Below are 23,366 nucleotides of genomic sequence, written 5' to 3'. Positions count from 1 at the left end.
TCGCCGGTCGTTGCCGGCGCCAGGCCGGGTGGCGACGCTACCCGTCGACGCGTCGCGCGGTGCTTTCGGTTGTCGGTCGCGCAGCTGCGGCGTCGTTCGCGACCGCTGCACCGAGCAGTTGTCCACCGCTGGTCAGCAACGCTCGACGCCACGGCGCCACGCCCTCGATCTCGATCTGGATGGACATCGACAACACGGTACGGATGAGGACGATGAGCCCGAGGATGAGCGCATCCTCGATCGACGGTTTGGACGTGATGGTGCGGATGAGATCCGCCGCGACCAGGACCTCCAGCCCCAGGAGAATGGCCGCCCCGAGTGTGTTGCGCAGTACCGAGAAGGCAGTGTTGCCTCCCTCTCCCCGACGGAGCGAACGTGCGCCCAGCACGCACGCGATGATCGCTCCCACAATCATCGCGAAGGCGCCGACTGCCTCGAACCCGACCGCTACCGCTGTGAAGAGTTCCTCACCGCTCATGCGGTGGAGAGTACGGGACCGGGGCGCAGCCGGTGTCCCGTGTAGTCAGTCGTTGTCGGACTGCCGTCCGGGTAGGAACTGGCGGATTCCTTGTCTGGCTGCGTTCTTGGCGACGGCCCATGCATCGTCGTCACCCTTGACCAGCGCCTCGCCGAGGGCGAGGACCTGCTCGCGGGTCGCGTGCGGCGGGACGGGAGGCGCCGTCGGGTCGCAACGCACGTCGAGCAACGCCGGTCGATCGGCGGCCAGGGCGGTGTCCCATGCGGTACCGAGACCATCCGGGTCGTCGACGTTGATCCCGACGAGTCCGATCCCCCGCGCGAAGGCCGCGTAGTCGACGTCGGGGAGTTCCTGTGAGGCGGCGAATTCGGCGATCCTGACATCGCGCGCTGTTCCCACGTGACCTGGTTCAGGTCGTTGTTGTGCAACACCACGACGACGAGCCGCGGATCCGTCCACTGCTGCCAGTACTGCGCCACGGTGATCATCTCGGCCAGGCCGTTCATCTGCATCGCACCGTCGCCCTTGAAGGCCACCGCGGGCCGGTCGGGGTGCGCCCACTTGGCGCCGATGGCATAGGGCACCGCCGGCCCCATCGTGGCCAGCGTCCCGGACAGCGACCCCCTCATCTCGTCCCGGATGACGATGTGCCGTGCGTACCAGTTGGCGGCACTGCCCGAATCCGCGGTGATGATGCAATTCGACGGGGCGCGTGGCGAGAACTCGTGAAAGATGCGCATCGGATTGACCGGATCCGCGTCGGTCATCGCCTGGCCGGCCGCGTTCGTCCACCAGCGCTCGACGTCGGCTTCGACCTTGTCGCGCCACGAACGGTCGGTCTTGGCTTCGAGCAGCGGGATGAGAGCTTGCAGCGTGGCGCGTGCGTCGCCGACGACATTGAGCTCATTCGGGTAGCGCATGCCGATCATCTCGGGTGAATGGTCGATCTGCACTCCCCTGGCCTGTCCGAACGACGGAAGGAACTGCGAGTACGGGAAATTCGATCCGACGGTCAAAGGGGTGTCGCAGCCCGACATCAATCGATGGCTGGCCGTCGTGCCGAGCAGGCCGATGGATCCCGTGACCCACGGCAGCGTGTCGGGGAGGACATCTCGCCCGAGAAGGGCTTTCGCGCAACCGGCGCCGAGGATGTCCGCAACCGTGATGAGCTCAGGCGCACATCCCCGTGCCCCCTGGCCGACCAGCATCGCGACCCGCTCCCCGGAATTGAGGATCTCGGCGGCACGCGAGACCGCGTCTGGCTCCGGCGCGGGAGTCGCCGACGTGACCCCGAGGCTGGACGGGACCTGCTTGAAGGCCTGCCGTGGTGGCTCGTAGGTGAGGTCGAGAACATCCGAGGGAAAGATCAGGGCCGTCGGCGCGCGTTCGGCGAGCGCGATCCGGATCGCCCGGTCGATGAGTGGATGCCGCCGGGACCACTGGTCGCGGCACATACACCGACCTCACCGGAGAATTTCGCGTACCCGACGGCTCGGAACGCGCTCATCTCCTCGTGGCGCGACTGCACGAACTGCGGATCGTCCTCCGCGCGCACCCAGGCCGACAGCAGGCCGTTGATGCCGTCGCCGGGGTAGCCGAAAACCTGCCGGACCCCCCACTCCCGAAGGCGTTGCAGCACGATGTCGGCGACGGTCTCGGACATGGATTCTCCTCAGGACGACGTCCCGGACGGTGACGGTGACCGCCGGGCTGTCGCTCGACTACCCGGGGAGAAGCCCGCTGACACCCGACGGGCTGGGCCGACCGAGCACTCGCCCCTGGGTCACCTCGATCCGTGCCACACGGCGTCGAACGGTGCGTTCGAGGCGAGACGGCCGACGATGCCGTCGTGGGTGAATTGCTTGGCGGTGCTGATCGCGTCGAGGACCCCTACGCCCTTGGTGAGTTCGGCGGTGGTGGCGGCCGCGAACACGCAGCCGGCTCCGGAGACCCGCTCGTCGCCCACCTTCGGGGCACGCAGGACGGTGACCTCGTAGCCGTCGAAGACGACGTCGATCGCCTCATCGCCGGGGAGTCCGACCCCGCCCTTCACGACGACGACCTTCGGCCCGAGTTCATGGATTCGCCGCGCCGCCTCGGCGAGGTCGTCGGTGGACGTCAGTTCGTCCATGCCGGCCAAGGTCGCGGCCTCGAACAGATTGGGGGTCACCACGGTGGCCAGCGGCAAGATCTCGGAGCGGAGGGCGTTGTCGGTGTCGAGTGCGGCGCCGGGCTCCTGGCCCTTGCAGATCAGCACCGGGTCGACGACGACGTCTCGCCACTGTCGGGAGCCGAGCGCCTGCGCGACCGTGGAGATGGTGGCCGGGGTGCCCAGCATGCCGATCTTCACGACCTCGGGTTCGTGCGCGGCAGTGGCCACCTCGATCTGATCGGCGATCACCCCGGAGTCGATCGGTACGAACCGATGGGACCACTCGTTGTTCGGGTCGAAGGACACGATGCAGGTGATGGTCCCGACACCATAGGTACCCAGCTGTGCGAAGGTGCGCAGGTCGGCCTGGATGCCCGCTCCCCCGCTGGCCTCCGAACCGGCGATCACATAAGACACCATTGACATCGACGATCTCCTCCCGAGGACTGTCCTGGATTCGGGTTCCTTTTCTACACCCCCGCGCGTTACACCGGTCTGCGCGCACCGCGCCGCCGGCGCGGTTAGTACCGCATTTGTGGGGTACCCGAACGCGCATGAGTCCAGACACGATGTGCGCGATGGTCTACCGCGGCCCCGCGGCCAAGTTCCAGCTGCAGGCGCGTCACCGATCGCCCTCAACTGGGCCATCGATGCGGTCCGCAAAGGCGGCACCGTTTCGGTCATGGGTGCGTACGGGCCGATGTTCAGCGCGGTCAAGTTCGGCGACGCCATGAACAAGGGACTCACCCCGAACATGAACCAGTGCCCGGTCAAACGGCAGTGGCCGAGACTGTTCGACCACATCCGCAACGGTATTTCACACATTGTCACGCATCGAATTCCGCTTCGAGCACATCGCTGAGGGCTACCGCATCTTCTCCGAGGAGCTCGACGACTGCATCAAGCCGATCATCGTTGCCGACGCCGGCAGAGGAGGACCCGTGCCCGCTATCCCGCAGACCGCCCCCACGACCCCGACACCGCCGCACTGGTCGACCGCATACCCGGATGGGGCGTCGACCTGGATCCCGCAAACCGCCCCGCGGTTCCGCGCGAACTGCCCGTCGAACCGGCCCCGGGCGTCCACTGGACCGTCCCCGAAGACCAGCCCGAGCGTCAGCCCCGCGAGCGATCGAACGAACATGCCTTTCTGCCACCGGTTTTCGGCACGTCCACGCCGCCGCGCGGGCTGTCCGGGGTGATCCGACGCTCCGCGTACCGCTACAGCGAGGGGCGCGCGGCGCATTGGCTGATCCTGCTGGGCGCCGATCGCGTGGTGTCCATCGAGGCGCACCTCGCGTCGTTCGCGACCGGTCGGCCCGACAACCCGGTGACCGAGACGGGCATCCGGTCCGAACTCTCCCACCACGGATGGTCGTCCCGCCGTGGCCGGAAACGCGTCGACGGCAACCACTCCCGGTTCGACCCGTTGCTGGTGGGCGGGCCGCGGGTGATCACCGGGGCCGCGGCGGGTGTCGCGGTGGGGTGGGCGCGCCCGGTTCGACGATCATGTTCATCGGCGAACAGCCCGGTGACCAGAAGGATCGTGCCGACGAACCGTTCGTCGGTCCGGCCGGCCGCTGTCGTGTGTCTGGGTGCCACGGCCGCACAGGCCTTGCTGGGCACCAACTTCCGGCTCACCCGACACCGTGGCGAGCGCTTCGATCTCGGCGCCGACGGAGACCTCGGCCCCGACCATTCCGAGTTCGTGGTGGTGACCGTGCACCCGTCGTCGATTCTCCGCGGACCCACGGATCAGCGCGAGCGGGCCTTCGACGCCTTCGTCGCCGACCTCCGCGTCGTCCGCGACCTCGCAGCATCGACCTGACTTGCGGCACCCGCTCCGGTGCGGTTTCGCTGGCAAGCGTCTGGACTGGTGTCTATAGTCGGCGGCGACGGCCGGTCTCGGCGCTGCCACGACGGGCTGCCCGTACCGATACCGGTGGACGGGAGAACGATGGACCTGCAGGAGATCAGCGACCGGTTCGGCATCGCGGACACGTTGTACCGGTACTCACGAGCGGTCGACACCAAGGACTGGGAACTCTGGCGCTCGGTGTTCACCCCGGAGGCGGTGGTCGACTACTCGTCGACGCCCTACGGTCAGGCGGGCACTCGGGACGAGATCGCCGCGTGGCTGGAGGAGAGTTTCGCGTTCGTGTCGGTGAGTCAGCACTTCATCACCAACATCGAGTACACGTTCGACGGAGACCGGGCCGACGTCCGCGCCATGTTCTACAACCCGATGCGTTTCGTCGGCATGCCCGAACTCAGCACCTGCGGCGGCAACTACCACCATTCGATGGTCCGGACCGCGGATGGCTGGAAGAGCGCGGGCCTCCTGGAGGAGTGCCTGTGGTTCGAGAATTCGCCGGCGGGCGCGAACGACAGCTGACGGGCAGACCTGAACTCGACCGCCAGACTTCGATCAAGGTCTGGCTGTCGGATTCAGGTCTGGTGGTCTGGGTTCGGTCTCGGCCAAACGTGCCGTTATCGAATCGTGGCCACGGAGAACGATCCGGCACCGACCGCGCCGAGGCGACGGCGCCGAGCGGCTTCGCTCCCTAGCCTTGGAGGAACACCCCAGAGCGGAGGAGTCAGGTGGACGAGTCGCGAACCTGTCTGGTCACCGGAGCGACCGGTTACGTCGGCGGCCGATTGGCGCCCCGGTTGTTGGCACGCGGGCACCGTGTGCGCGCACTGGCGCGGACACCGGAGAAGCTCGCCGACGCACCGTGGTTGTCTGATCCGACGGCCGAGGTGATTCGGGGTGATCTGTCTGATCGCGATTCGCTGGTCAAGGCCTTCGCGGGTGTGGATGTCGTCTACCACCTGGTCCACTCGATGAGCACCGACGCGGACTTCGCGGCCGAAGAGCGGCGTGCCGCGGAGAATGTGGTGGCCGCGGCTCAGCAGAACGGCGTGTCGCGCATCGTCTACCTCGGCGGTCTCCATCCGTCGGGCACCGACCTGTCCGAACATCTGGCCTCACGCGCCGAGGTCGGCGACATCCTCATCGACTCACCGATCGAGACCATCGCGTTGCAGGCCGGGACGCTGATCGGCTCGGGGTCGGCCTCGTTCGAACTCATCCGGCACCTCACCGAGCGACTACCCGCGATGACGACGCCGCGGTGGGTGCACAACAAGATCCAACCGATCGCGGTCGACGACGCCCTGCATTACCTCGTGGAAGCCGCCACCGCCACCGTCCCGTCGTCGAGGACCTGGGACATCGGCGGTCCCGACGTCCTCGAGTACGGCGACATGATGCAGGTATATGCCGAGGTCGCAGGTCTTCGACCTCGAGTCATGGTGGTACTGCCGTATCTCACGCCGGCGCTGGCGAGCCGCTGGGTCCGGTTCGTCACGCCGATTCGCGGCAAGATCGCTCGACCGCTGATCGAGTCCCTCGAATGCGACGCCGTCTGTCGCGACCGAGCCGTCGACGCGATCATCGATCGTCCGGAAGGGGGGTTGACCTCCTACTCGGAGGCGGTTGCCCACACGCTCGAACGCTCGGCGCGCGGCGATGGCCGTGCCTCGTGGGCCAACGCGTCCGTAGACGTGTCGCCGGCCGAACCCCTTCCTACCGATCCACAGTGGGCCGGTGAGGAGATGTTCGAATCGGAGACCCGGGTCAGTGAGCGCGCGAGTAGTGCGACGGTCTGGGAGCGGCTCGAGTGGGATGCGCGGCACCGCGGTGAGATCGTGCTCGCGCAACGACCGGATCGACTTCGTATTCGTCTGCGCGACAACCGGTTCGGCAGATCGTATCGCGACTACCGCCTCCAGGATGCGGACGACGCGGACGGGTCGGTGACGGTCACGACCACCGACCGCTACTTCCCGCGCGGGCTGGCGGGGCTGGCCTATTGGCGTCTGGGAACACCCTTCCGCGCCCTCGGCATCCCGGGTTTCGATCCGTTCCGGTGAACCCCCGATCCGATGACGTGTCCCGAAACGTCTCGTGCTCGGGTTAAAGTCGGCACGACCGTGGTAACTCCCGGTGAACGACTCGTTCAACGGAACGGGGAACAGGCACGGTCCGGCGAGGAGAAGGATGATCGGGTGTCGTTGACCGAGCGGGTCGACCGTTTTCAGCGGCGTCATCCGGCGACCGGCTTCCCGCTTGCCGTCATCTACAAGTTCGTCGACGATCAGGGCGCCTACCTGGCCGCGCTCTGCGCCTACTACGCGTTCATCTCGTTGTTCCCGCTGTTGCTGCTGTTCGCAACGGTGCTGGGGATCGTCCTGGCCGACAACCCCGACCTCCAAGACCGCATCCTGGACTCGGCGATGAGCCAGATCCCGGTGATCGGTGGGCAGTTGGGCGAACCCGAGAAGCTCGGCGGCGGGGCCACCGCCATCATCATCGGGGTTGCCGTCTCGCTGTATGGCGGCCTCGGAGTGGCCGTCGCCGCCCAGAACGCGATGAACACGATCTGGGCAGTGCCGCGCAACGAGCGTCCCGACCCGATCTTCGCCCGTTTGCGTGGCCTCCTGTTGTTGTCCACGATCGGTGTTGCGGTCATCGGCCTGACCGTCGTCAACGGCGTCTCGGCCGCCTTCGAACTCGGCATCGTCGGACGCTGGCTGGCAATCCTCGGATCGGTGGCGTTGAGCACGCTGGTCTTCACCGTGGCTTTTCGGATCGGCACGGCGCGCGACGTGTCGATCCGGGACGTACTGCCGGGCGCCTTCGGGGCAGCGGTCTGCTGGCAGATCATCCAGACCTTCGGCGCGGTCTATGTGCAGCACGTCATCGGTAACGCCAGCTCCACCAACGGCGTCTTCGCGATCGTGCTGGGCCTGCTCGCCTTCCTCTACGTGTCGTCGATCGTGATCGTCATCTGTCTCGAGACCAACGCGGTTCGCGTCGACCGGCTCTATCCACGTTCGCTGCTCACCCCGTTCACCGACAACGTCAGTCTGACCAAGGGCGACGAGGCGGCGTACTCGGCGCAGGTTCTCGCGCAGCGCAACAAGGGTTTTCAGGAGATCGACGTCTCCTTCGACAACCCGCGTGACGTCGAGTCCGGCGCTGAGGCGGGCCCGCGCTCCCCGGTCCAGAACGCGGCTGACCGTCGGCGCTCGCGGCGCGACATCAGCGAAGCCGGAACTCAGTGCATCGCGCCCAGTTCGACGAGCAGCACACCGACGATGATCACCCCGATGCCGGCGACCATGCGTCGGTTGAGGCGTTCGCGGAACAGGAAGTGCGCGGCAACGGCCGTGGCTGCGACCCCGGCCGCCGCCCAGATGCCGTACGCCACACCGAGGGGTACGCCGTGCCGCAGCCCGAGGGTCAACGCGACGAATGCCGTCAAATACCCGAGGAAGACGACTCCGTAGAAGGCCGGTCGACCGGTCGCGGCGGCACGCAGCGCGAGGGTCCCGGTGACCTCGGCGACGATGGCGGCGACGATGAAGACATATCCCACGGTCAGACCCCCGAAGCGGCGGCGGAGTCGGTGCCCTCGTCGACGGGTGGCCGGTGGCCGGTCTCGACGAGGAGAACCCCGATCATGATGCACACGATGCCGATTCCCATCAGGAATCCGAAGGGCTCGTCGAAGATCCAGGTCGCCAGTACCGCGGTGAGTGCGACGCCCGACGCCGACCAGATCCCGTAGGCCACGCCGATGCCCATGCCGCGCTTCAGGACTGCGGCCAGGAGCATGAACGCGAACGTGTAACCGACAGCGACCACCGCGTACAGCATCGGTTCGGTCTGTGAACCCTTGAGTGACAACGTCGCCGCGACCTCCGAGGCGATTGCCGCAATCAGCATCAGCCAGGTCATATCTCTCATTCCACTCGACGCGCTACTGGGACTGTAGGCGGGACCGCGGACGGCGAACGCCCCGGTCCGCAGGGTGGGCGGACCGGGGCGCATGAACCGGGCGCCGGTAGCGGAGCGGGGTCAGCGCGAGGTGCCGACCAGGTCGCGCGACCGGGTGTCGTCGGCGGCGAGCCAGCGGACCTTCGACCCCAGCGCGGCGTCCACGCTGAAACGTCCGGCGCCGATCACGGCCAGCAGCAGTGCGCCGGCACCGAGGGCGAGCACGAACTCGTAACCACCGTCGGAGACCCAGATGCCGTTGTCGACGTGTGCGATGAACAGCGCGCCGATCATGTCCAGCGTGAACAGGGCGGCGACGATCGGGGTCAGCAGCCCGACGATCAGGGCGATGCCACCGAGGATTTCGAGCCACGTGACGACGAACGCCGAGAAGGACGCGGCCGGAACACCCATCATATCGAACCCGGTCTGCGGTCCCGTCCAGCCGTTCTGCTGGAACTTCTGCAGGCCGTGAGCCAGGAAGATGACGCCGAGAGCGACGCGTCCGATGAGGATGCCCGCACTGCGGACGATGGGGTTGGTCATGACTGAGCCGCCTCACTAGATGGTTGTGACTTGAAGTATCAAGTGAAGGCTAGGTGTTGACACTTGATGCGTCAACCTGATCACGGACGTGTTCACTTCGTATACACTGCGCAGATGTCCACTGCCCCAGAGCCGAACTGGCTCGACGACGAGGAAATGGACGCCTGGATCCAGGTGGCAACCGCGCTCGCCCGTCTCCCCCACGCCCTCGACGCCCAGCTTCTCCGTGACGCCCAGATCACCCACTTCGAGTACGAGGTGATGGCAGCGCTGTCCGAGGCCCCTGACCGCACCCTGCGGATGAGCCAGCTCGCCGAACTGTCCTACGGTTCGCTGTCCCGGCTCTCGCATGTGGTCGGCAGACTCGAGAAGCGGGGATGGGTTCGGCGCCATCCGTGCCCCGAGAACGGTCGATTCACGAATGCCGTTCTCACCGAGTCGGGTTGGGAGAAAGTGGTGGCCACCGCTCCCGGGTATGTGACCAACGTGCGTGAGCTCGTCATCGACCGCCTCACGCGTGCGCAGCTTCGCCAGGTATCCGCGATCGGGAGGCGGATCAACACTCGTGGCACCGGTTCGACATAGTCCCCCGGAGCCAGACGGTCAGCGCGGATCGAGTCCGAGTTCTTGTGTGCCGAGCACGTTGAGCAATTCGATCTTTCCCGCTGCGTCCGTTCGCGGCGCTGCCGTCAGCACGAGCAACACCTGGGTTTCGTCCTCGGTGAAGAGCGCCTGACAGTCGACCTCGATCGCGCCGACCTCGGGATGGATCAGGATCTTGTGGTCCTCGAAGCGTCGGCTCACGATGTGGGTGTCCCAGAGTGTGGCGAACTCGCTGCTGCGCCGTCGAAGTTCCGTGACCATTGCTCCGGCACGGGAATCGGCGCCCATGACGCCGTAAGCGGCACGGAGCGAGGCGACCTGCGCACGACTCTGCCGCTCGTGATCATCCGCCGGGTAGCGGCCGCGTTCCTCGGCGGGGTGCACGAACCACCGATAGATGGCACTGCGGTCCATTCCGACGAGATGGTCGGTGTCACCGAACAGCGCTCGCGCGCAATGATTCTGCACCAAGGTCTCCCCCAGTGCCGAGAGAATGAGGGCGGGGGTGTCGGTGAGCCGGTCGAGTACCCGCAGGAGTCCGGGCGCGATGTGGTCCGAGGCCGCCATCCGGTCCGGCGCGCTGTGTCCGGCTACCCGGAACAGGTAGTCCCGCTCATCGGCCGTGAGGCGGAGTGCGCGAGCAAGCGCCGCCAGCATCTGGGTGCTCGGTTGTGGGCCGCGGCGTTGTTCGAGACGGGTGTAGTAGTCGGTCGACATCGTGGCGAGCTGCGCCACCTCTTCGCGTCGAAGACCCGTCGTGCGTCGCCGGGCGCCCCCGGCAGACCGACATCCGATGGTTGCAGATTGTTGCGTCGGCTCACGAGGAACCCGGCCAGCGCATCACGATCCATCAGGCCAGTATCACGGCGTCGGTACCGCGTTGCCAGGGATCGGCGATCCCCCGATGGTTGCGCTCTGGATGACTCGCCCGCCGGATCCGAGACTCGATGACATGAACCTCACCGGAAACACCATCTTCATCCCCGGAGCGACCAGCGGGATCGGCTTGGCACTTGCGACCCGTCTGCACGACAAGGGCAACACCGTCATCGTCGGCGGGCGGCGCACCGAACTCCTCGACCGTATCCGTTCGGAACACCCCGGGTTGCACACCGTCGCGATCGATGTCGCCGACCCGGCCAGTGTCGAGTCCGCTGCACGGAAGGTCATCGCCGAACACCCGAACCTCGACGTGCTTGTCGCGATGGCCGGCATCATGCGGGCGGAGGATTGGTCGTCCCCGGCAGGTTTCCTCGATGCCGCGGAGGCAATGGTCACCACCAATCTCCTCGGTCCGATCCGTCTGATCGGCGCGTTCATCGACCACCTGCGGTCTCGACCGTCCGCCACGATCATGACCGTGTCCTCGGGCCTGGCATTCACCCCGCTCCGGGTGACGCCGACCTACAACGCCACGAAAGCGGCGATCCACATGCTGAGTGAATCGTTGCGCCTGCAGTTCGCCGATACCGGAGTCGACGTCGTCGAACTCGTGCCGCCGGCGGTTCGCACCGACCTGCTGCCGGGTCAACGGGACAGCGACTTCGCCATGCCCCTCGACGAATTCGTCGATGAGGTCGTCCATCTGATCGGCACGCAACCCGCCGCCACCGAACTGCTCGTCGAGCGGGTGAAGTTCCTGCGGTGGGGTGAGGCGCGCGGCGACTACGCCGACGTCGTGGCGACGCTGAACGAGCAGGACCCGCACTGAGGTGGGAGGAGCGCGACCCCTTCGCTCCCTGATTCGAAAGAAGCCCACCACCCCTGCTCCCTGAGGTGCGAGGAGCGATAGACGGTATGAGGGCCTTGGGGCCGAAGGCCTCAAGCTGCAAACACATCGTGGGTTGCTGCTGCTGAGTTCACACTCGGCGGTAGCACCACATTGCAGATCAGGAGGCCTCCGGTGATTGTTCAGGGTACAAGTGTCGGATTGGATGTTCACGCACGCTCGGTGGTCGCTCACGCCATCGATGAAGACACCGGGCAGGTGATTCGGGAGACCTTGGTCCCTGATGCGGCGACCATCGTCAGCTGGCTACAAGGCCTGGCCCCGCCGGTGCGGGTGGCCTATGAGGCCGGTCCGACCGGCTTTGGATTGGCGCGGGCGATCACGGCGGCCGGGATGGAGTGTGTGGTTGCCGCGCCCTCGAAGCTGCAGCGGCCAGCCGGGGACCGCGTCAAGACCGATGCCCGAGACGCTGCACACTTGGCGAAGTTGCTGCGCCTGGGCGAAGTGGTGGCGGTCAGTGTTCCTGAGGTGGGCACCGAAGCCGCACGGGATCTGGTCCGCGCCCGCGAGGACGCCCGCAGCGACTTGATGCGCGCTCGGCATCGATTGTCCAAACTGCTTCTGCGACAGGGGATCGTCTACTCCGGCGGGAAACCCTGGACCGGTGTTCATCAGCGGTGGCTGCAGCGTCAACGTTTCGAGCTGCCGCTGCTGCAAGCCGCCTTCGACAACGACCTGGACGCGGTGTTGAGCGTGACCGCCCGCCGTGACCGCCTCGATGAGCTGATCGAACAGACCGCGGCCACCGATCCGTGGCGGGCGGTGGTCACCCGGCTGTCGTGTCTGCGGGGCGTGTCGACGCTGACCGCGTTCGCTTTGGCGGTCGAGATCGGCGACTGGTCACGGTTTAGTGGCGCCACGATCGGCTCCTACGCCGGGTTGGTGCCCTCGGAATACTCGACCGGCGGGACCCGCAGTCAGGGATCGATCACCAAGGCCGGTAACGCCCACGTGCGGCGGCTATTGGTCGAGGCGGCCTGGCAACACCGACGCCCCTACGCCACACCCGGACAGACCATGCGCCGCCGGTGGGAGGCTGCTACACCGGCTGCCCGCGCCCGTGGCCATGCCGGCAATCGTCGGCTACACAAGCGCTGGCAACAATTCGACCGCCGCAGCAAACATCCCTGCGTGGCCAACACCGCGATCGCTCGTGAGCTCGCCGGCTGGTGCTGGTCGCTGGCGGTGCTCGACGACTAACCAGCACTGACACACAATCTTGGCCACCCGTCGCGGGACTCCCGCTGTGGTGAACAGGGAACGAATCCACGGCGTCGCTATGTGCGCCAGCACTTTTGGGTGCACGGTACGCACGTTTACATAGACCCGTCGGCCAGCGTTTTCCTCTCCTGTCGAACACCGTTGAGCGGTAACCAACCCGCGTATATCAGTCCGACAACACCGTCGCGAGTAACGACCACCACACACCGCGGCGGGTGGCCAACCCCACAACAGCCCCTGAGAAGGAGGCAATTTCGCCATGGGACTTGACAGAGCAGCACTACATATCAGCGACGAGCCTCGAAGGGTCCTGGCGAGATGCGTGGCACACCCTTCGTGACGCGCCCTCCGCAAGCTCCGGGCGCTCCTCAGGGAACAGAGATCTCCTCGATCACCCGAGCCGGGCGATGGTCTCGACGGCCAACTCCTCGACGGCGTCGCGGTATCCGCTCCCGGCCCAGAGGTTGATCCCGTCGGGGTCGTTGCTGGCGGCGCGTCGGATGCCGCCGGTCAACGTGTTGACGGCCGGGTACTCGGCCACCGCGGCGTCGGAGAACCTGTCGGTGAACAGGTTTCGCAGGGCGCGTGCCGGTCGGCCGCTGAACGCCCAGGTGACCACGGTATCGGTTCGGTCCGGATCGGCGAGAGCCGCCGCGTGCGCGGGTTTGGTGCCGGCCTCGGCGGTCCGCAACAGAACCGTACCCACCTGCACCGCAACAGCTCCCACTGATCGGACCTCGTCGGCCCGGGCCGACGTGGAGATCCCACCCGCCGCCACGATCGGCAGCGGCACCCGGTCGGCGACCGCGCGGATCAAGTCGTCGAGCGGCTCTGTCGGAGGAGTGCTCCGGCGGTCGAAGACCGACCGATGGCCACCGGCGTCGGGACCCTGCACGCACAGCCAGTCGGCCCCTGCTCGACCGGCGATCTCGGCGTCCGTGGCCGTGGTGACCGTGACCCCGACACTGCACCCGTGCCGGTGCAATTCGGCGACGACCTCGGGTGCGGGACACCCGAACGCGAAGGACACGAGCGGAATCCGCTCGTCGCACACCAGCCGGATCTTGTCGTCGAAGTGATCATCGTCCTCGCCCAGGTCCTCGACCTCGGGAAGCGTCACGCCCAGACTTCGCGCATACGGGACGAGTTCGGCGCGGTAGCGGGCGAGGTCGTCGCGGTTCACCGGCTCCGCCTCGGGAACGAAGATGTTGACACCGAAGACCTCGGTGCCGGCCGTCCGCACGGCCGCGATGTCGGCGCGCACCTTGTCGGGAGTCTGGTACCCGGCGGCGAGCTGGCCGACACCGCCGGCCGATCCCGCGGCCACCACCAGTTCCGGGGTGCTCGGACCACCGGCCATGGGGGCGGCGACGACGCGGCTGGAGAGCTCACGCAGATCGAACATTCAGGCTTTGTCCTTCGCCGCACGGACCGCAGTGAACTGCGACAGTCGCGCCTCTGCCACCGAATCCATCTGCTCGAGCTCCATCCCCTTGGTCTCCTCGACCTTCCGGAGGACGTAGAAGAACGAGGCCGCGGCGCAGAAGGCGAAGAAGCCGTAGATGATTCCGAGTCCGACGGCTTCGGTCATCGGCGGGAACAGCATCGAGATGGTGAAGTTCGCGACCCAGTTCACGGCCGTGCAGACGCCCAGGGCGACACCGCGGATGCGGTTGGGGAACATCTCCCCCAGCATCACCCACATCACCGGGCCCCACGTCGCGGCGAAGGCGACCACGAACAGGTTGGCGCCGATCAGTGCGACCACACCCCACGGGTCGGGCAGCGTGATGTTCTCGCCCTCGCCGATCTGCTGGGTGAACGCGATACACGCCATGAGCAGGCCGATGAACATGCCCACCGAACCGCCGAGCAGCAGTTTCCGCCGCCCGATGCGGTCGACGAACAGGATCGCCACGAAGGTCATGACGACGTTGATGACGGCGGTGATCACCGATGTCTTGAACGAGTCGGCCTCGGAGAAGCCGACGGACTGCCACAGCGTCGTCGAGTAGTAGAAGATCGCGTTGATACCGACGAACTGCTGGAAGACTGCCAGCCAGATGCCGACCCAGACGAGCGGGTGCAGCCCGAATGACGGTCCGGCGATGTCCCTGATCGACGACTTCGCCTCGCGCTTGACCGTCAGCTTGATCTCTTTGACCCGCTCGAGGGGGTTCTCCTCGCCCGTCACCTCCTGCAGGATCCGGGCCGCCTCGGCATCACGGTTGCGGCCCACCAGGTATCGCGGCGACTCCGGGATCAGCAGCGCCAGCACACCGTAGACGACGGCGGGCACGACACCGACGAGGAACATCCACCGCCACGCCTCGAGGCCCCACCAGAAGTCGTTCGACGCGCCGCCCGCGCTGTCCGCGAGGAGAGCGTCGGACAGCAACGCCGCGAAGATGCCCATCGTGATCGCCAACTGCTGCAGAGACCCCAGGGCGCCGCGGAAGCGGGCCGGAGCGATCTCGGCGATGTATGCGGGAGCGATCACCGATGCGATACCGATGCCGATACCGCCGAGCACACGCCACAAGAGCAGGTCCGGGATGGTCTGTGTGAAACCGGTGCCGATCGAGTTGATGATGAAAAGCGCGGAGCCGAGCAGCATCACGCGCTTGCGGCCCCACACGTCGGCCAATCGGCCCGCGAACCATGCGCCGAGCGCACAGCCGAGCAACGCGATCGCGACGGCGAAGCCGGTCATCAGCTTGCCGAGGCCGAAGTCCGCTTCGATCGAGTCGACGGCGCCGTTGACGACCGAGCTGTCGAAACCGAACAGGAAGCCACCGACCGCCGCGGCGACCGTGACACCGATGACCTTCGCCGTGTGTTGCTCGGCGACTTGCCGCTCCGCGTCGGTCATGACGCCGTCCAGAGCGTTGCAGGAGTCCACCGCAGAATGTGTGTCATGTCCGTGACCTCGCTGTCCGGTTGCATGGACGCCGGGTGATCGACGTGGCGATCAATCTACTCGCGTGCATCGCCGAGTCTGACGGTAACGGACACAGTCGCATGCATAGCGCAGATACGCCCCACGGTATGGCGTGGGACGCCTCAATGACAGTGTTGGTCTGGCGCGGACAGGTCAGCCGGTCTCCCAGACACCGGGATTCGCCCGGATCCGGACTCCGGACCCGATCACGTCGGCCAGCGGGGCGGGACGCCCGAAGTGATAGCCCTGCGCGAGGTCGCAACCGACCTCGGCGACCGTGGCGGCCTGCGACTCCGTCTCCACTCCCTCGGCGACCACCCGCATCCCGGCCGCGTGCGCCATGGTGACGATGCCGGCGAGGATCGATGTGGCGCTCGGGTGCTCGTCGAGAGCGTCGACGAAGGACTTCGCGGTCTTCAGGACACTGACCGGCAGGCGGTAGAACTCGCTCAACGACGACGCACCGGTCCCGAAATCGTCGAGCGACACGTGTGTTCCGAGTTCGCGCACGTTGCGCAACAGGGTGAGCAGGTCTCCGTCGAGCGGGTCCAGTGCACTCTCGGTGATCTCCAGGCAGAACGCGGCGGGGTCCATGCCCGAGCGGGTGATCGTGTCCCGGAGCCGGTCGGGGAACTGGCCATTGGTGAGCTCCCGTCGGGAGACGTTGACGCACAGCATCACCCGACGGAGTTCGGCGACAGCGGCCACCTCGGCGGCCGCTGTCTCCAGCACATAGTTGCCCACCCGGTCGATGAGATTGGATCCTTCTGCGAGCGGGATGAACTCGGTGGGCGAGATCGACCCCAGTTCCGGGTGACGCCAGCGTAGAAGGCTTTCCAGGCCCACCAGGGCGCCGTCGACGGTCGACACGATCGGCTGATAGTGGATCTCGAGTTGATCGGTGTCGGTGTCGAGAACGCGCCGCAGTTCCTCTTCGATGCGCTGCCGGCGCTGCAGTTCCTCCCGATGCTGCGTCTGGAAGCGGACGTAGCGCGCACGAGAAGCCTTGCGTGCTTGATACAGCGCGATGTCGGCATCGCGCAGCAGGTCGGTGGCGGTGTAGTCGTCACCGGCCTTGACCGTCGCCACGCCGATGCTCGCCTCCACCTTGAGCGGTTCGGTGCGGGTGCTCACCGCGATCGGCTCGTACACCGTCCCCCGGATCTTGTCGATCTGCTGCTCGATCTCGTCGGCCGAACAGGCGATCCCCAGGGTGGCGACGAGAACGAATTCGTCCCCACCAATCCGGCCGACCGAGGCCTCGTCGGGCGTTGCCGCCGCCAATCGCTGTGCGACGGTGTGCAGCACCTCGTCACCCACGGCATGGCCGAGCGAATCGTTGACCAGCTTGAAATTGTCGAGATCGATGTAGAAGATCGCGACGCAGCAGGCGTTGTTTCCGTCGTCGAGTCCGGCCATGTGCGACTCGAGTTCGCGGATGATCCCCGAGCGGTTGTACAGACCGGTCAGCGGATCGTGTACGGCTTCCCACGCCAGCTGGGTGCGTTCGCGGTAACGGTCGGTGATGTCGGCGAACGACACCAGGACGACCACCTCGGCGCCGTCGTCGTCGATCGGCCGGCAACTGCACGAGAGCCAACGCTCGCCGGCGGGCGTGGTGATCGTCGCGGTCGCGTCGGTGACCGCCTCACGGGTGCGCAGGCAACGTGCGATCGGTGATTCGTCGCCGTCGAAGTCCAGCGGCAGTTCGTGGACCCGGGCACCCGGGACCGCTTCGGAACCGAGCATTGTCCCCGCGGCCGGGTTGGCGAGTTCGATGTCGCCGTCCTCGCGAACGACGATGACCGCCTGGTGCAGCGCGGCGAGGATCGTCCCCAGCCGCTCGATGAGGGGACGACGGGTGGGTTCGGCGACGATGAGGAAACCGTCATCCATCGTCGTCACCGAGGTGTGGGCGAGAAACGATCGCCCGGTGTCGGAACGGCGGTGCAACTGATCGACGGTGCCGCCCAACGACACCGCCGCGTGCGGGTCCACGTGCGCTCCGACGACGTCGTCGATATTTTGTCCGATCGCCTCGGACGCCCGCAGGCCGTACATCTGCTCAGCGGCCGGGTTCCAGGAAGTGACCGTCATGTGGTTGTCGACGGCGATCACCGCGTTGCTGACGTGGTCGAGGAGCGCCGCCTGTCGTCGCAGGGCCGATTCGATCGCTTTCTGAGCTGTGATGTCCCGCAAAATCACCTGATACGCAGGCTTGTCCTGCCAGACGGTGCGCACCGACGTCACCTCCATGGGGCGGGTGACCCCGTGCGCGTCGACCATCACCACTTCTTCGGGCACGGTCGACGCGCCGGCCTCCTCCCCCATGCCGATGATCCGATCGAGCATCTGTGGCAGTTCGTCGGGATGGACGAAGTCGGCGATGGACCGTCCGAGCATGGCGTCGCGTTCGTCGACGCGAGCGAACGCCAGCGCTGCCGAGTTCACGTAGACGATCAGGCCGTCTTGATGGACCGCGATCGCGTCCGGACTCAGTTCGAGAAGCAGGCGGTAACGCTCGGCGACCGCCGCGTCACTGGCACGGGCCATGGGCTCGGCGTCCGGGGCGACGAGGCCGGGCCGGTCATCGTCGCTGTGCGTCGGTCGGCTCACTGCGTCACCCCCTCGATCCGTCTTCCCCCAACCGCCCATCCTCCCCTACCTGGCTTCGAAAAGTGGGCGCTGCGCGGTGCAAGACTGCGTCAAACGGAAATTTCGCCCTCGAATACCCGCGTGAACTGGCCGAATGTCGGGTTTGGGCGGGATCCTGGGAGCGGGTTGCCCACTCGGGCAACCGCGATGACCCAAGATTCATCGCTTATCGCACAGAAAGTTCACGATCATGACGATTCAACGTTCGACCATCTCCGGCCTGGGAGCCGTCACGGGGTACGGCTGGGGCCGCGACGCACTCTGGAGCGGTCTCGTCTCCGGCAAGTCGGCGGCCGCACTCCATCAGGGTTTCGGATTCACGGGTGGTCAGACGACCGGTGCCGAGGCGTCTGACGACACCGCAGAGCCCGGGTGGATCGTGCGGGTGCCCGACGGTGGGCAGCAGTCCGACGGTCGCACCCGCTTCTCGCGCGCGATGCGTGCCGCAGCGCGTGAGGCGATCGAGGACGCGATGGCGCGCGGCTGGACCCCGGGGTCCCGGGTGGGACTCGTGCACGCCTGCGTGCTGGGCGACCTCGACATGTACCCGATCGTCACCTCCGGCGTCGGCCAGTACACCGGACGGCAGTACCTCTCGGTCACCCCGTCGACGCCGGTGTCTCTGCTGATGCAGGAGTACGGCTTCCACGGACCCGCGATCACGGTGTCGGCCATGTGCACCTCCGGCTCGGCGGCCATCGTCACCGCGAAATCGTGGCTCGACTCCGATCTCGTCGACGACGTCGTCGTGGTGGCGACCGACCTGTCGGCCCGGCCCGAGGTCGTGGCGATGTTCGTACAGCTCGGTGTCGCCATCACCGACACCGATGCGCTCAACGCGTGCCGCCCGTTCCAGGAGGGCAGCCGCGGATTCACCTTCGGCGAGGCGGCGATAGCGTTCACGATGACCAACCGTGCCGCCGACGGTTACGCAGATGTGCTGGGCGGGTCGATGTCCCACGACGCCTTCCACGTCACGTCGATCGATCCGGAACTGACCGGCGTCCGTTCGTGCGTGGAGCAGTCGCTCACGATGGCCGGCGTCGACGGCAGGAGCATCCGCTACCTCAATGCGCACGGGCCGGGGACCCGCCAGTGCGATCGCGCGGAGGCGACCATCGCCGAGCAGATGGTGCCCAACGCCGAGGTGTTCTCGGTGAAACCGCTTGCCGGTCACTGTCAGGGCGCTGCCGGAGCTGTCGAACTCGCGGCGTCATTACTCGGCTACGAGCGGGGCGAGATCCCGGCGAGCCCGCGGGTCGCCGAGGCGATCATCCCGCAATTGCTCGACGGACGAACCGATCTGGTCAGCGGGTTGACCCTCAAGACCTCCCTCGGAATGGGCGGACACAACGCGGCGGTCGTTCTCGCGCCCAATGCGTGAATGGTGTGACGTCCTGCTGACCTCGATGCGGCCCGGGCTCGCCGCTCGGGCCGCATCGAACCGGAAATGCTGCGGAATACCGCGTCGCGTCCCACAATTCAGCAATGAGCAACGAACCCGATCCTCCGGTGGGCGATTCGACACGGACTGACCCGCCGCCGACGTCGGGCGCGCGCCACGCCTTGACGCTGTTCCTCAACTCACCGTTCGCGGGCATGTCCCCGTGGATCCTGATGGCGCTGCTCGCGGGGCCCGGTCGATTCGAGGAGGCCGCGGCCTCGGCGTTCGCGCTGTCACTCCTCCTGGTCATCGGTGGCCACAAGCGCGGTACGAGCGTCAAACTCCTCGAGGTCTTCGACGTCACGTACTTCGGCACGATGGCGATCATCGCGCTGTTCGCCTCCGACCACGTCATCGACTGGTTGGAGCGTTGGGGCGGAGAGATGACCAACATCGCGCTGGTCTCCTTCGCGCTGGGGTCGATCCTTGTGCGCCAGCCGTTCACGCTTCAGTACGCGCGGGAGACCACCGAGAAAGAATTCTGGGACAGCCCGCTGTTCATCCACATCAACTACGTCATCACCTGGGCGTGGGTCGGCGGCTTCGGCGTCGCCGCGATCTCGGGCGCGTTCGGCGACCTGGTGCTCGACGACCCGAACAACTTCTGGACCGGATGGATCATCCAGATCGGCGGCACGATCTTCGCGATCGCCTTCACCGAGTTCTATCCCGACTACGCGACCTACCGGGCTGCGGTTCGTGAGGGGTGGGCCACCGACGAGAAGCCCGAGAGCATCATGCATCTGTTCGGTTGGGTGCCGATCTACGTTCTCGCGATCGGCATCTCCGGACTGGTCACCGACTCCCTCGGGACAGTTGCCGGTGTCGTCCTCATCGTCGCGGGCGTCGTCGCGATCAACGTGTTCAAGCGGATGACGGCCGCCATGGACGCGCGGCTGGAGGCGACGGCGGGACGACCGGCACAGAGCTGACCCGGGTCGGACGCCTCGGCGCGGCCCGATCGCTCGATCGGTAGTGTCGACGACATGAAACTCGACGGCGTAGGAATCTGGAGTTCACCGCTACGGTACGGAGACACCGGGCAGGCCGCCGAAGCGGCTGCCGAGCTCGACGACCTGGGATTCACGGCCCTCTGGATCCCCGACGTGGGTGGGCCGGTGCTCGACTCGGTCGAGAACCTGCTCGGCGCGACGCGGAAGGCCATCGTCGCCACCGGCATCCTCAACATGTGGATGCACGAGCCGCACGATGTCGCGGCCGCGCATGCGCGCCTCACCGAGCAGTTCGGTCCTCGCTTCCTCCTGGGCCTCGGGATCAGCCACGCGCCGTTGATCGACGCGAAGGAAGCCGGTCGCTACCAGAAGCCGCTCGCGACCACGAAGGCGTTCCTCGACGGCCTGGACGACGCACCGCAGCCGGTCCCGGCCGATGCACGAGTACTGGCCGCCCTCGGGCCGAAGATGTTGCAACTCTCGGCCGACCGGACCGCCGGTGCCCACCCCTACCTGGTGACCCCGGACCACACCAAGGTCGCCAGGGAGGCCCTCGGCGACGGTCCGCTGCTCGCACCGGAACAGACGGCGATCTTCGCCGCCGACCGCGACGAGGCGCGCGCCGTTGGCACCAAGTGGCTGAAGGGCTACCTCGCGATGCCGAACTACGCGAACAATCTTCGACGCCTCGGGTTCTCCGAGGACGACCTGAGCTCGGTGAGCGACCGCCTGTTCGACGCTCTGATCGTCTGGGGCGACGACGCGGCGATCCTCAAGCGAATCGACGAGCATCGGTCGGCGGGTGCCGATCACGTGTGCGTCCAGGTTCTCCAAGCCGACCACCGGGGCTTCCCGCGCGAGCAGTGGCGTCGCCTCGCGGCAGCGCTGGGGTGATGCGTACGGTCCTTGAGGTGCGGCCACCCTCTGCTCCCTCATCCGAAGGAACGAGATAACCTTTGCTCCCTGAGGTGCGGCCACCCTCCTGCTCCCTGAGGTGCGAGGAGCGTTAGCGACGAGCCACGAAGGGCCTGGTGAGACAGGTTGCGGAGCCCTTCGTGGCTCGCTTCGCTCGCACCTCAGGGACCAGTTATTGGGCTCGCACTTCAGGGAGCGGGGGTCGGGCTCGCTCCCAAGTAACGGGCGACGTCGTCACGGGATGTCCCGCCGGCGGAAGCCGGCGAACCCCACCGCGACGAGCAGCACCACGACGACCCCCACCCAGACCAGTCCCCACCAATCCGGCTGGGCGGCAGACACATTCGGTACGTGATGAAACGGGCTGAAGCCCAGCGCCCAGTCGGGGAGTTTGAAGCTCGGGCCCAGGATCGTCAGCACGAAGGACACCAGGACGCCCAGCCAGATCGCGGGTCGCACGCGGGGTCGGGCGCCGATGACGGCGACGGCGATGCCGACGACCGCCCACACGGCGGGGATCGTGGCGATGGACTGGAGGAACACGTCGCCGAAGCCGAGGTCGAGATCGGCCGTCGAGGCGAAGACGCCGACGACCAGCCCGGCGATGGTGACGAGCGCGGCGGGGACGACGAGGGCGACCCCGGTGACGGCGCCGAAATACCGCGGACGGCTGACGCCGGTCGCGAGCACCGCTTCCGCGCGGTCGTCGAGCTCCTCGGTCCGGATGCGATTGACGATCTGGACCCCGGCCACGGATGCGATGATCCCGACCAGACCGAGAATCGTTGTGACAAAGGCCGATACCAGGTCCGCGGGCGACGCCGCGCCGGAGGCGAAGATCTGGGCCATGGCGGGATTCGCGGTCAGCAGGCCGCGCACCGACCGGGTGAAGTAGCCGAAGATGACACCGAGCCCGACGAACGCGATCGACCACGCGACGATCGGTGCCCGGTTGAGGCGGATCGCCAGAGCCAGTGGCGAGCCGATGCGGCCCCGCGCCGGACCCGGCCGGGCCGGAATGAGTCCCTGACCGAAATCCCGTGCACGCTGCAATGCGAAAGCCGCTGCACCGACGACGACCGCGAACGCGACGCCGAGCAGTAGCGGCCACCAGTGATCGCCGGTCGCGGGTCTGGTCTCCTGAATCCATCCCAACGGATTGACCCACGTCGTCCACGTCGGTGCGTCGACCGAGAACAGAAAGCCCCGCAGCACGAACAGGACGCCGAGCAGCGACACGGCGATCGTGGTGGCGGCCCTGGCGTCGGAACCCACCTGGGCGCTGACCGCGGCGATGGCGCCGAACATCCAACCGGTGACCGTGAATCCGGCGCCGAGCAGGAACGACGACCCCCAGGCCCCACCGCACAGCGACGTCGCCACACCCGCCAGGATGCCGATGGCGATCGAGCACACGCCGGCCATGATCAACGCGGTCGACAGTCGGGCGGCGCGTCCGAGCACCCCCGCGGCGAGGAGTTCGGCCTGGCCGGAATCCTCCTGTCCACGTGCGGCTTTCACCACGATGAAGATCGCGCCGAGTGCGGCGATGAACCCGCCGAGTGCGAGGCTGCGCCACGCGACGAATCCGTCGACCGTGGCCAGGTCGTAAGCGGGTCCGAAGATCAGGCCGAGTGCGGGATTCGAGCCGATCGTCGTGGCGAATGCGGCGCGTTCTGCGGCGTCGGGAAACAGCAACGGGTAGGCGATGACCGACGACACGGCCAGTGCGGTGGGCAAGACGATCCACGGCGCGAAGCTGCGACCTTCATGGTGCAGGGAGGCCCGTAACAGCGGCGGCGTACCGATCGTCGATGCAGTCAT

17 protein-coding genes and 6 pseudogenes are annotated in these 23,366 nt (G+C 66.9%); 12 read left to right on the top strand and 11 right to left on the bottom strand.

The annotated features are described in order from the left end of the window. Window positions 1-37: 37 nt before the first annotated feature. The 3 genes and pseudogenes from MVF96_RS12670 to MVF96_RS12660 all read right to left on the bottom strand — a co-directional run bounded on the left by MVF96_RS12670 (window position 38) and on the right by MVF96_RS12660 (window position 3,056). Complete coding sequence (locus MVF96_RS12670; protein WP_159370871.1) at window positions 38-478, bottom strand: DUF1622 domain-containing protein; 441 nt, start codon at window positions 476-478, stop codon at window positions 38-40. Between the two features lie 45 nt (window positions 479-523). Further along, window positions 524-2,141 (bottom strand): annotated as a pseudogene (locus tag MVF96_RS12665) (thiamine pyrophosphate-dependent enzyme). A 120-nt stretch (window positions 2,142-2,261) separates the two neighbouring features. Then, the gene (locus MVF96_RS12660; RefSeq protein WP_247449265.1) at window positions 2,262-3,056 is read right to left on the bottom strand and encodes a PfkB family carbohydrate kinase; all 795 of its coding nucleotides are present in this window, start codon (window positions 3,054-3,056) and stop codon (window positions 2,262-2,264) included. Between the two features lie 190 nt (window positions 3,057-3,246). On the opposite strand from MVF96_RS12660, the pseudogene MVF96_RS12655 reads away from it, so the two are divergent. The 6 genes and pseudogenes from MVF96_RS12655 to MVF96_RS12630 all read left to right on the top strand — a co-directional run. Then, window positions 3,247-3,556, top strand: a pseudogene (locus MVF96_RS12655) (glutathione-dependent formaldehyde dehydrogenase); the annotation flags it as partial. Beyond that, window positions 3,526-4,113: pseudogene (locus MVF96_RS12650) on the top strand (hypothetical protein); the annotation flags it as partial. The pseudogenes MVF96_RS12655 and MVF96_RS12650, both read left to right, overlap by 31 nt. Window positions 4,114-4,115: 2 nt before the next feature. Further along, a pseudogene (locus MVF96_RS12645) lies at window positions 4,116-4,458 on the top strand (uracil-DNA glycosylase family protein). A gap of 129 nt (window positions 4,459-4,587) precedes the next feature. Then, entirely contained in the window at window positions 4,588-5,025 is a 438-nt protein-coding gene (locus MVF96_RS12640) for a nuclear transport factor 2 family protein (RefSeq protein ID WP_205334354.1), read from the top strand. A gap of 206 nt (window positions 5,026-5,231) precedes the next feature. Next, complete coding sequence (locus tag MVF96_RS12635) at window positions 5,232-6,566, top strand: NAD(P)H-binding protein (RefSeq protein ID WP_247449264.1); 1,335 nt, start codon at window positions 5,232-5,234, stop codon at window positions 6,564-6,566. 135 nt (window positions 6,567-6,701) lie between these two features. Further along, window positions 6,702-7,688: pseudogene (locus MVF96_RS12630) on the top strand (YihY/virulence factor BrkB family protein); the annotation flags it as partial. A gap of 65 nt (window positions 7,689-7,753) precedes the next feature. On the opposite strand, the gene MVF96_RS12625 reads toward MVF96_RS12630, so the two are convergent. From MVF96_RS12625 to MVF96_RS12615, 3 genes are all read right to left on the bottom strand, one after another. Further along, window positions 7,754-8,074: a DMT family transporter gene (locus MVF96_RS12625; protein WP_247449262.1), complete on the bottom strand. Its 321-nt coding sequence runs from the start codon at window positions 8,072-8,074 to the stop codon at window positions 7,754-7,756. A 2-nt stretch (window positions 8,075-8,076) separates the two neighbouring features. Continuing rightward, window positions 8,077-8,436, bottom strand: a complete 360-nt coding sequence (locus MVF96_RS12620) for a DMT family transporter (protein WP_058250528.1) — start codon at window positions 8,434-8,436, stop codon at window positions 8,077-8,079. Window positions 8,437-8,556: 120 nt separating this feature from the next. Then, complete coding sequence (locus MVF96_RS12615; RefSeq protein WP_165630026.1) at window positions 8,557-9,021, bottom strand: DoxX family protein; 465 nt, start codon at window positions 9,019-9,021, stop codon at window positions 8,557-8,559. Between the two features lie 114 nt (window positions 9,022-9,135). Between MVF96_RS12615 and MVF96_RS12610 the strand changes: the two genes are divergently transcribed. Next, window positions 9,136-9,606 carry a MarR family winged helix-turn-helix transcriptional regulator gene (locus tag MVF96_RS12610; RefSeq protein WP_068972501.1) on the top strand — a complete coding sequence of 157 codons (471 nt, stop codon included), beginning with the start codon at window positions 9,136-9,138 and terminating at the stop codon, window positions 9,604-9,606. Window positions 9,607-9,624: 18 nt separating this feature from the next. Here MVF96_RS12610 and MVF96_RS12605 read toward each other — a convergent pair. Then, window positions 9,625-10,475 (bottom strand): annotated as a pseudogene (locus MVF96_RS12605) (helix-turn-helix transcriptional regulator). 101 nt (window positions 10,476-10,576) lie between these two features. Between MVF96_RS12605 and MVF96_RS12600 the strand changes: the two are divergent. Further along, window positions 10,577-11,335, top strand: coding sequence for an SDR family oxidoreductase (locus MVF96_RS12600; RefSeq protein ID WP_247449261.1), 759 nt, complete (start codon window positions 10,577-10,579; stop codon window positions 11,333-11,335). Between the two features lie 192 nt (window positions 11,336-11,527). Continuing rightward, a complete protein-coding gene (locus tag MVF96_RS12595; RefSeq protein ID WP_137808695.1) occupies window positions 11,528-12,613 on the top strand; it encodes an IS110 family RNA-guided transposase in 1,086 nt (361 codons plus the stop codon). A 412-nt stretch (window positions 12,614-13,025) separates the two neighbouring features. Here the strand turns inward: MVF96_RS12595 and MVF96_RS12590 are convergent, their stop codons facing one another. The 3 genes from MVF96_RS12590 to MVF96_RS12580 all read right to left on the bottom strand — a co-directional run bounded on the left by MVF96_RS12590 (window position 13,026) and on the right by MVF96_RS12580 (window position 18,128). Then, on the bottom strand, window positions 13,026-14,039 hold the full coding sequence (locus tag MVF96_RS12590) for an NAD(P)H-dependent flavin oxidoreductase (RefSeq protein ID WP_247449259.1): 1,014 nt from the start codon (window positions 14,037-14,039) through the stop codon (window positions 13,026-13,028). Then, a complete protein-coding gene (locus MVF96_RS12585; RefSeq protein WP_065630031.1) occupies window positions 14,040-15,506 on the bottom strand; it encodes a sugar porter family MFS transporter in 1,467 nt (488 codons plus the stop codon). A gap of 222 nt (window positions 15,507-15,728) precedes the next feature. Next, window positions 15,729-18,128 carry a sensor domain-containing protein gene (locus MVF96_RS12580; RefSeq protein ID WP_247452103.1) on the bottom strand — a complete coding sequence of 800 codons (2,400 nt, stop codon included), beginning with the start codon at window positions 18,126-18,128 and terminating at the stop codon, window positions 15,729-15,731. 292 nt (window positions 18,129-18,420) lie between these two features. Here MVF96_RS12580 and MVF96_RS12575 point away from each other — a divergent pair, with 292 nt between their 5' ends. The 3 genes from MVF96_RS12575 (at window position 18,421) to MVF96_RS12565 (ending at window position 21,521) form a co-directional block, all read left to right on the top strand. Beyond that, window positions 18,421-19,614 (top strand): beta-ketoacyl synthase N-terminal-like domain-containing protein, encoded by a 1,194-nt coding sequence (locus MVF96_RS12575; protein WP_247449257.1) that lies wholly within the window; start codon window positions 18,421-18,423, stop codon window positions 19,612-19,614. 104 nt (window positions 19,615-19,718) lie between these two features. After that, entirely contained in the window at window positions 19,719-20,606 is an 888-nt protein-coding gene (locus tag MVF96_RS12570) for a hypothetical protein (RefSeq protein WP_247449256.1), read from the top strand. Window positions 20,607-20,660: 54 nt separating this feature from the next. Further along, window positions 20,661-21,521, top strand: a complete 861-nt coding sequence (locus MVF96_RS12565) for an LLM class F420-dependent oxidoreductase (RefSeq protein ID WP_247449255.1) — start codon at window positions 20,661-20,663, stop codon at window positions 21,519-21,521. A 255-nt stretch (window positions 21,522-21,776) separates the two neighbouring features. On the opposite strand, the gene MVF96_RS12560 is transcribed toward MVF96_RS12565, so the two are convergent. Continuing rightward, window positions 21,777-23,366, bottom strand: coding sequence for an ABC transporter permease (locus MVF96_RS12560; protein WP_247449253.1), 1,590 nt, complete (start codon window positions 23,364-23,366; stop codon window positions 21,777-21,779).

Origin of the sequence: Gordonia hongkongensis, assembly GCF_023078355.1 — a bacterium.
Taxonomy (GTDB): Bacteria; Actinomycetota; Actinomycetes; order Mycobacteriales; family Mycobacteriaceae; genus Gordonia; species Gordonia hongkongensis.
Note: the sequence above shows the minus strand (reverse complement) of the source record. Positions and strands in the feature narration are given on the sequence as shown.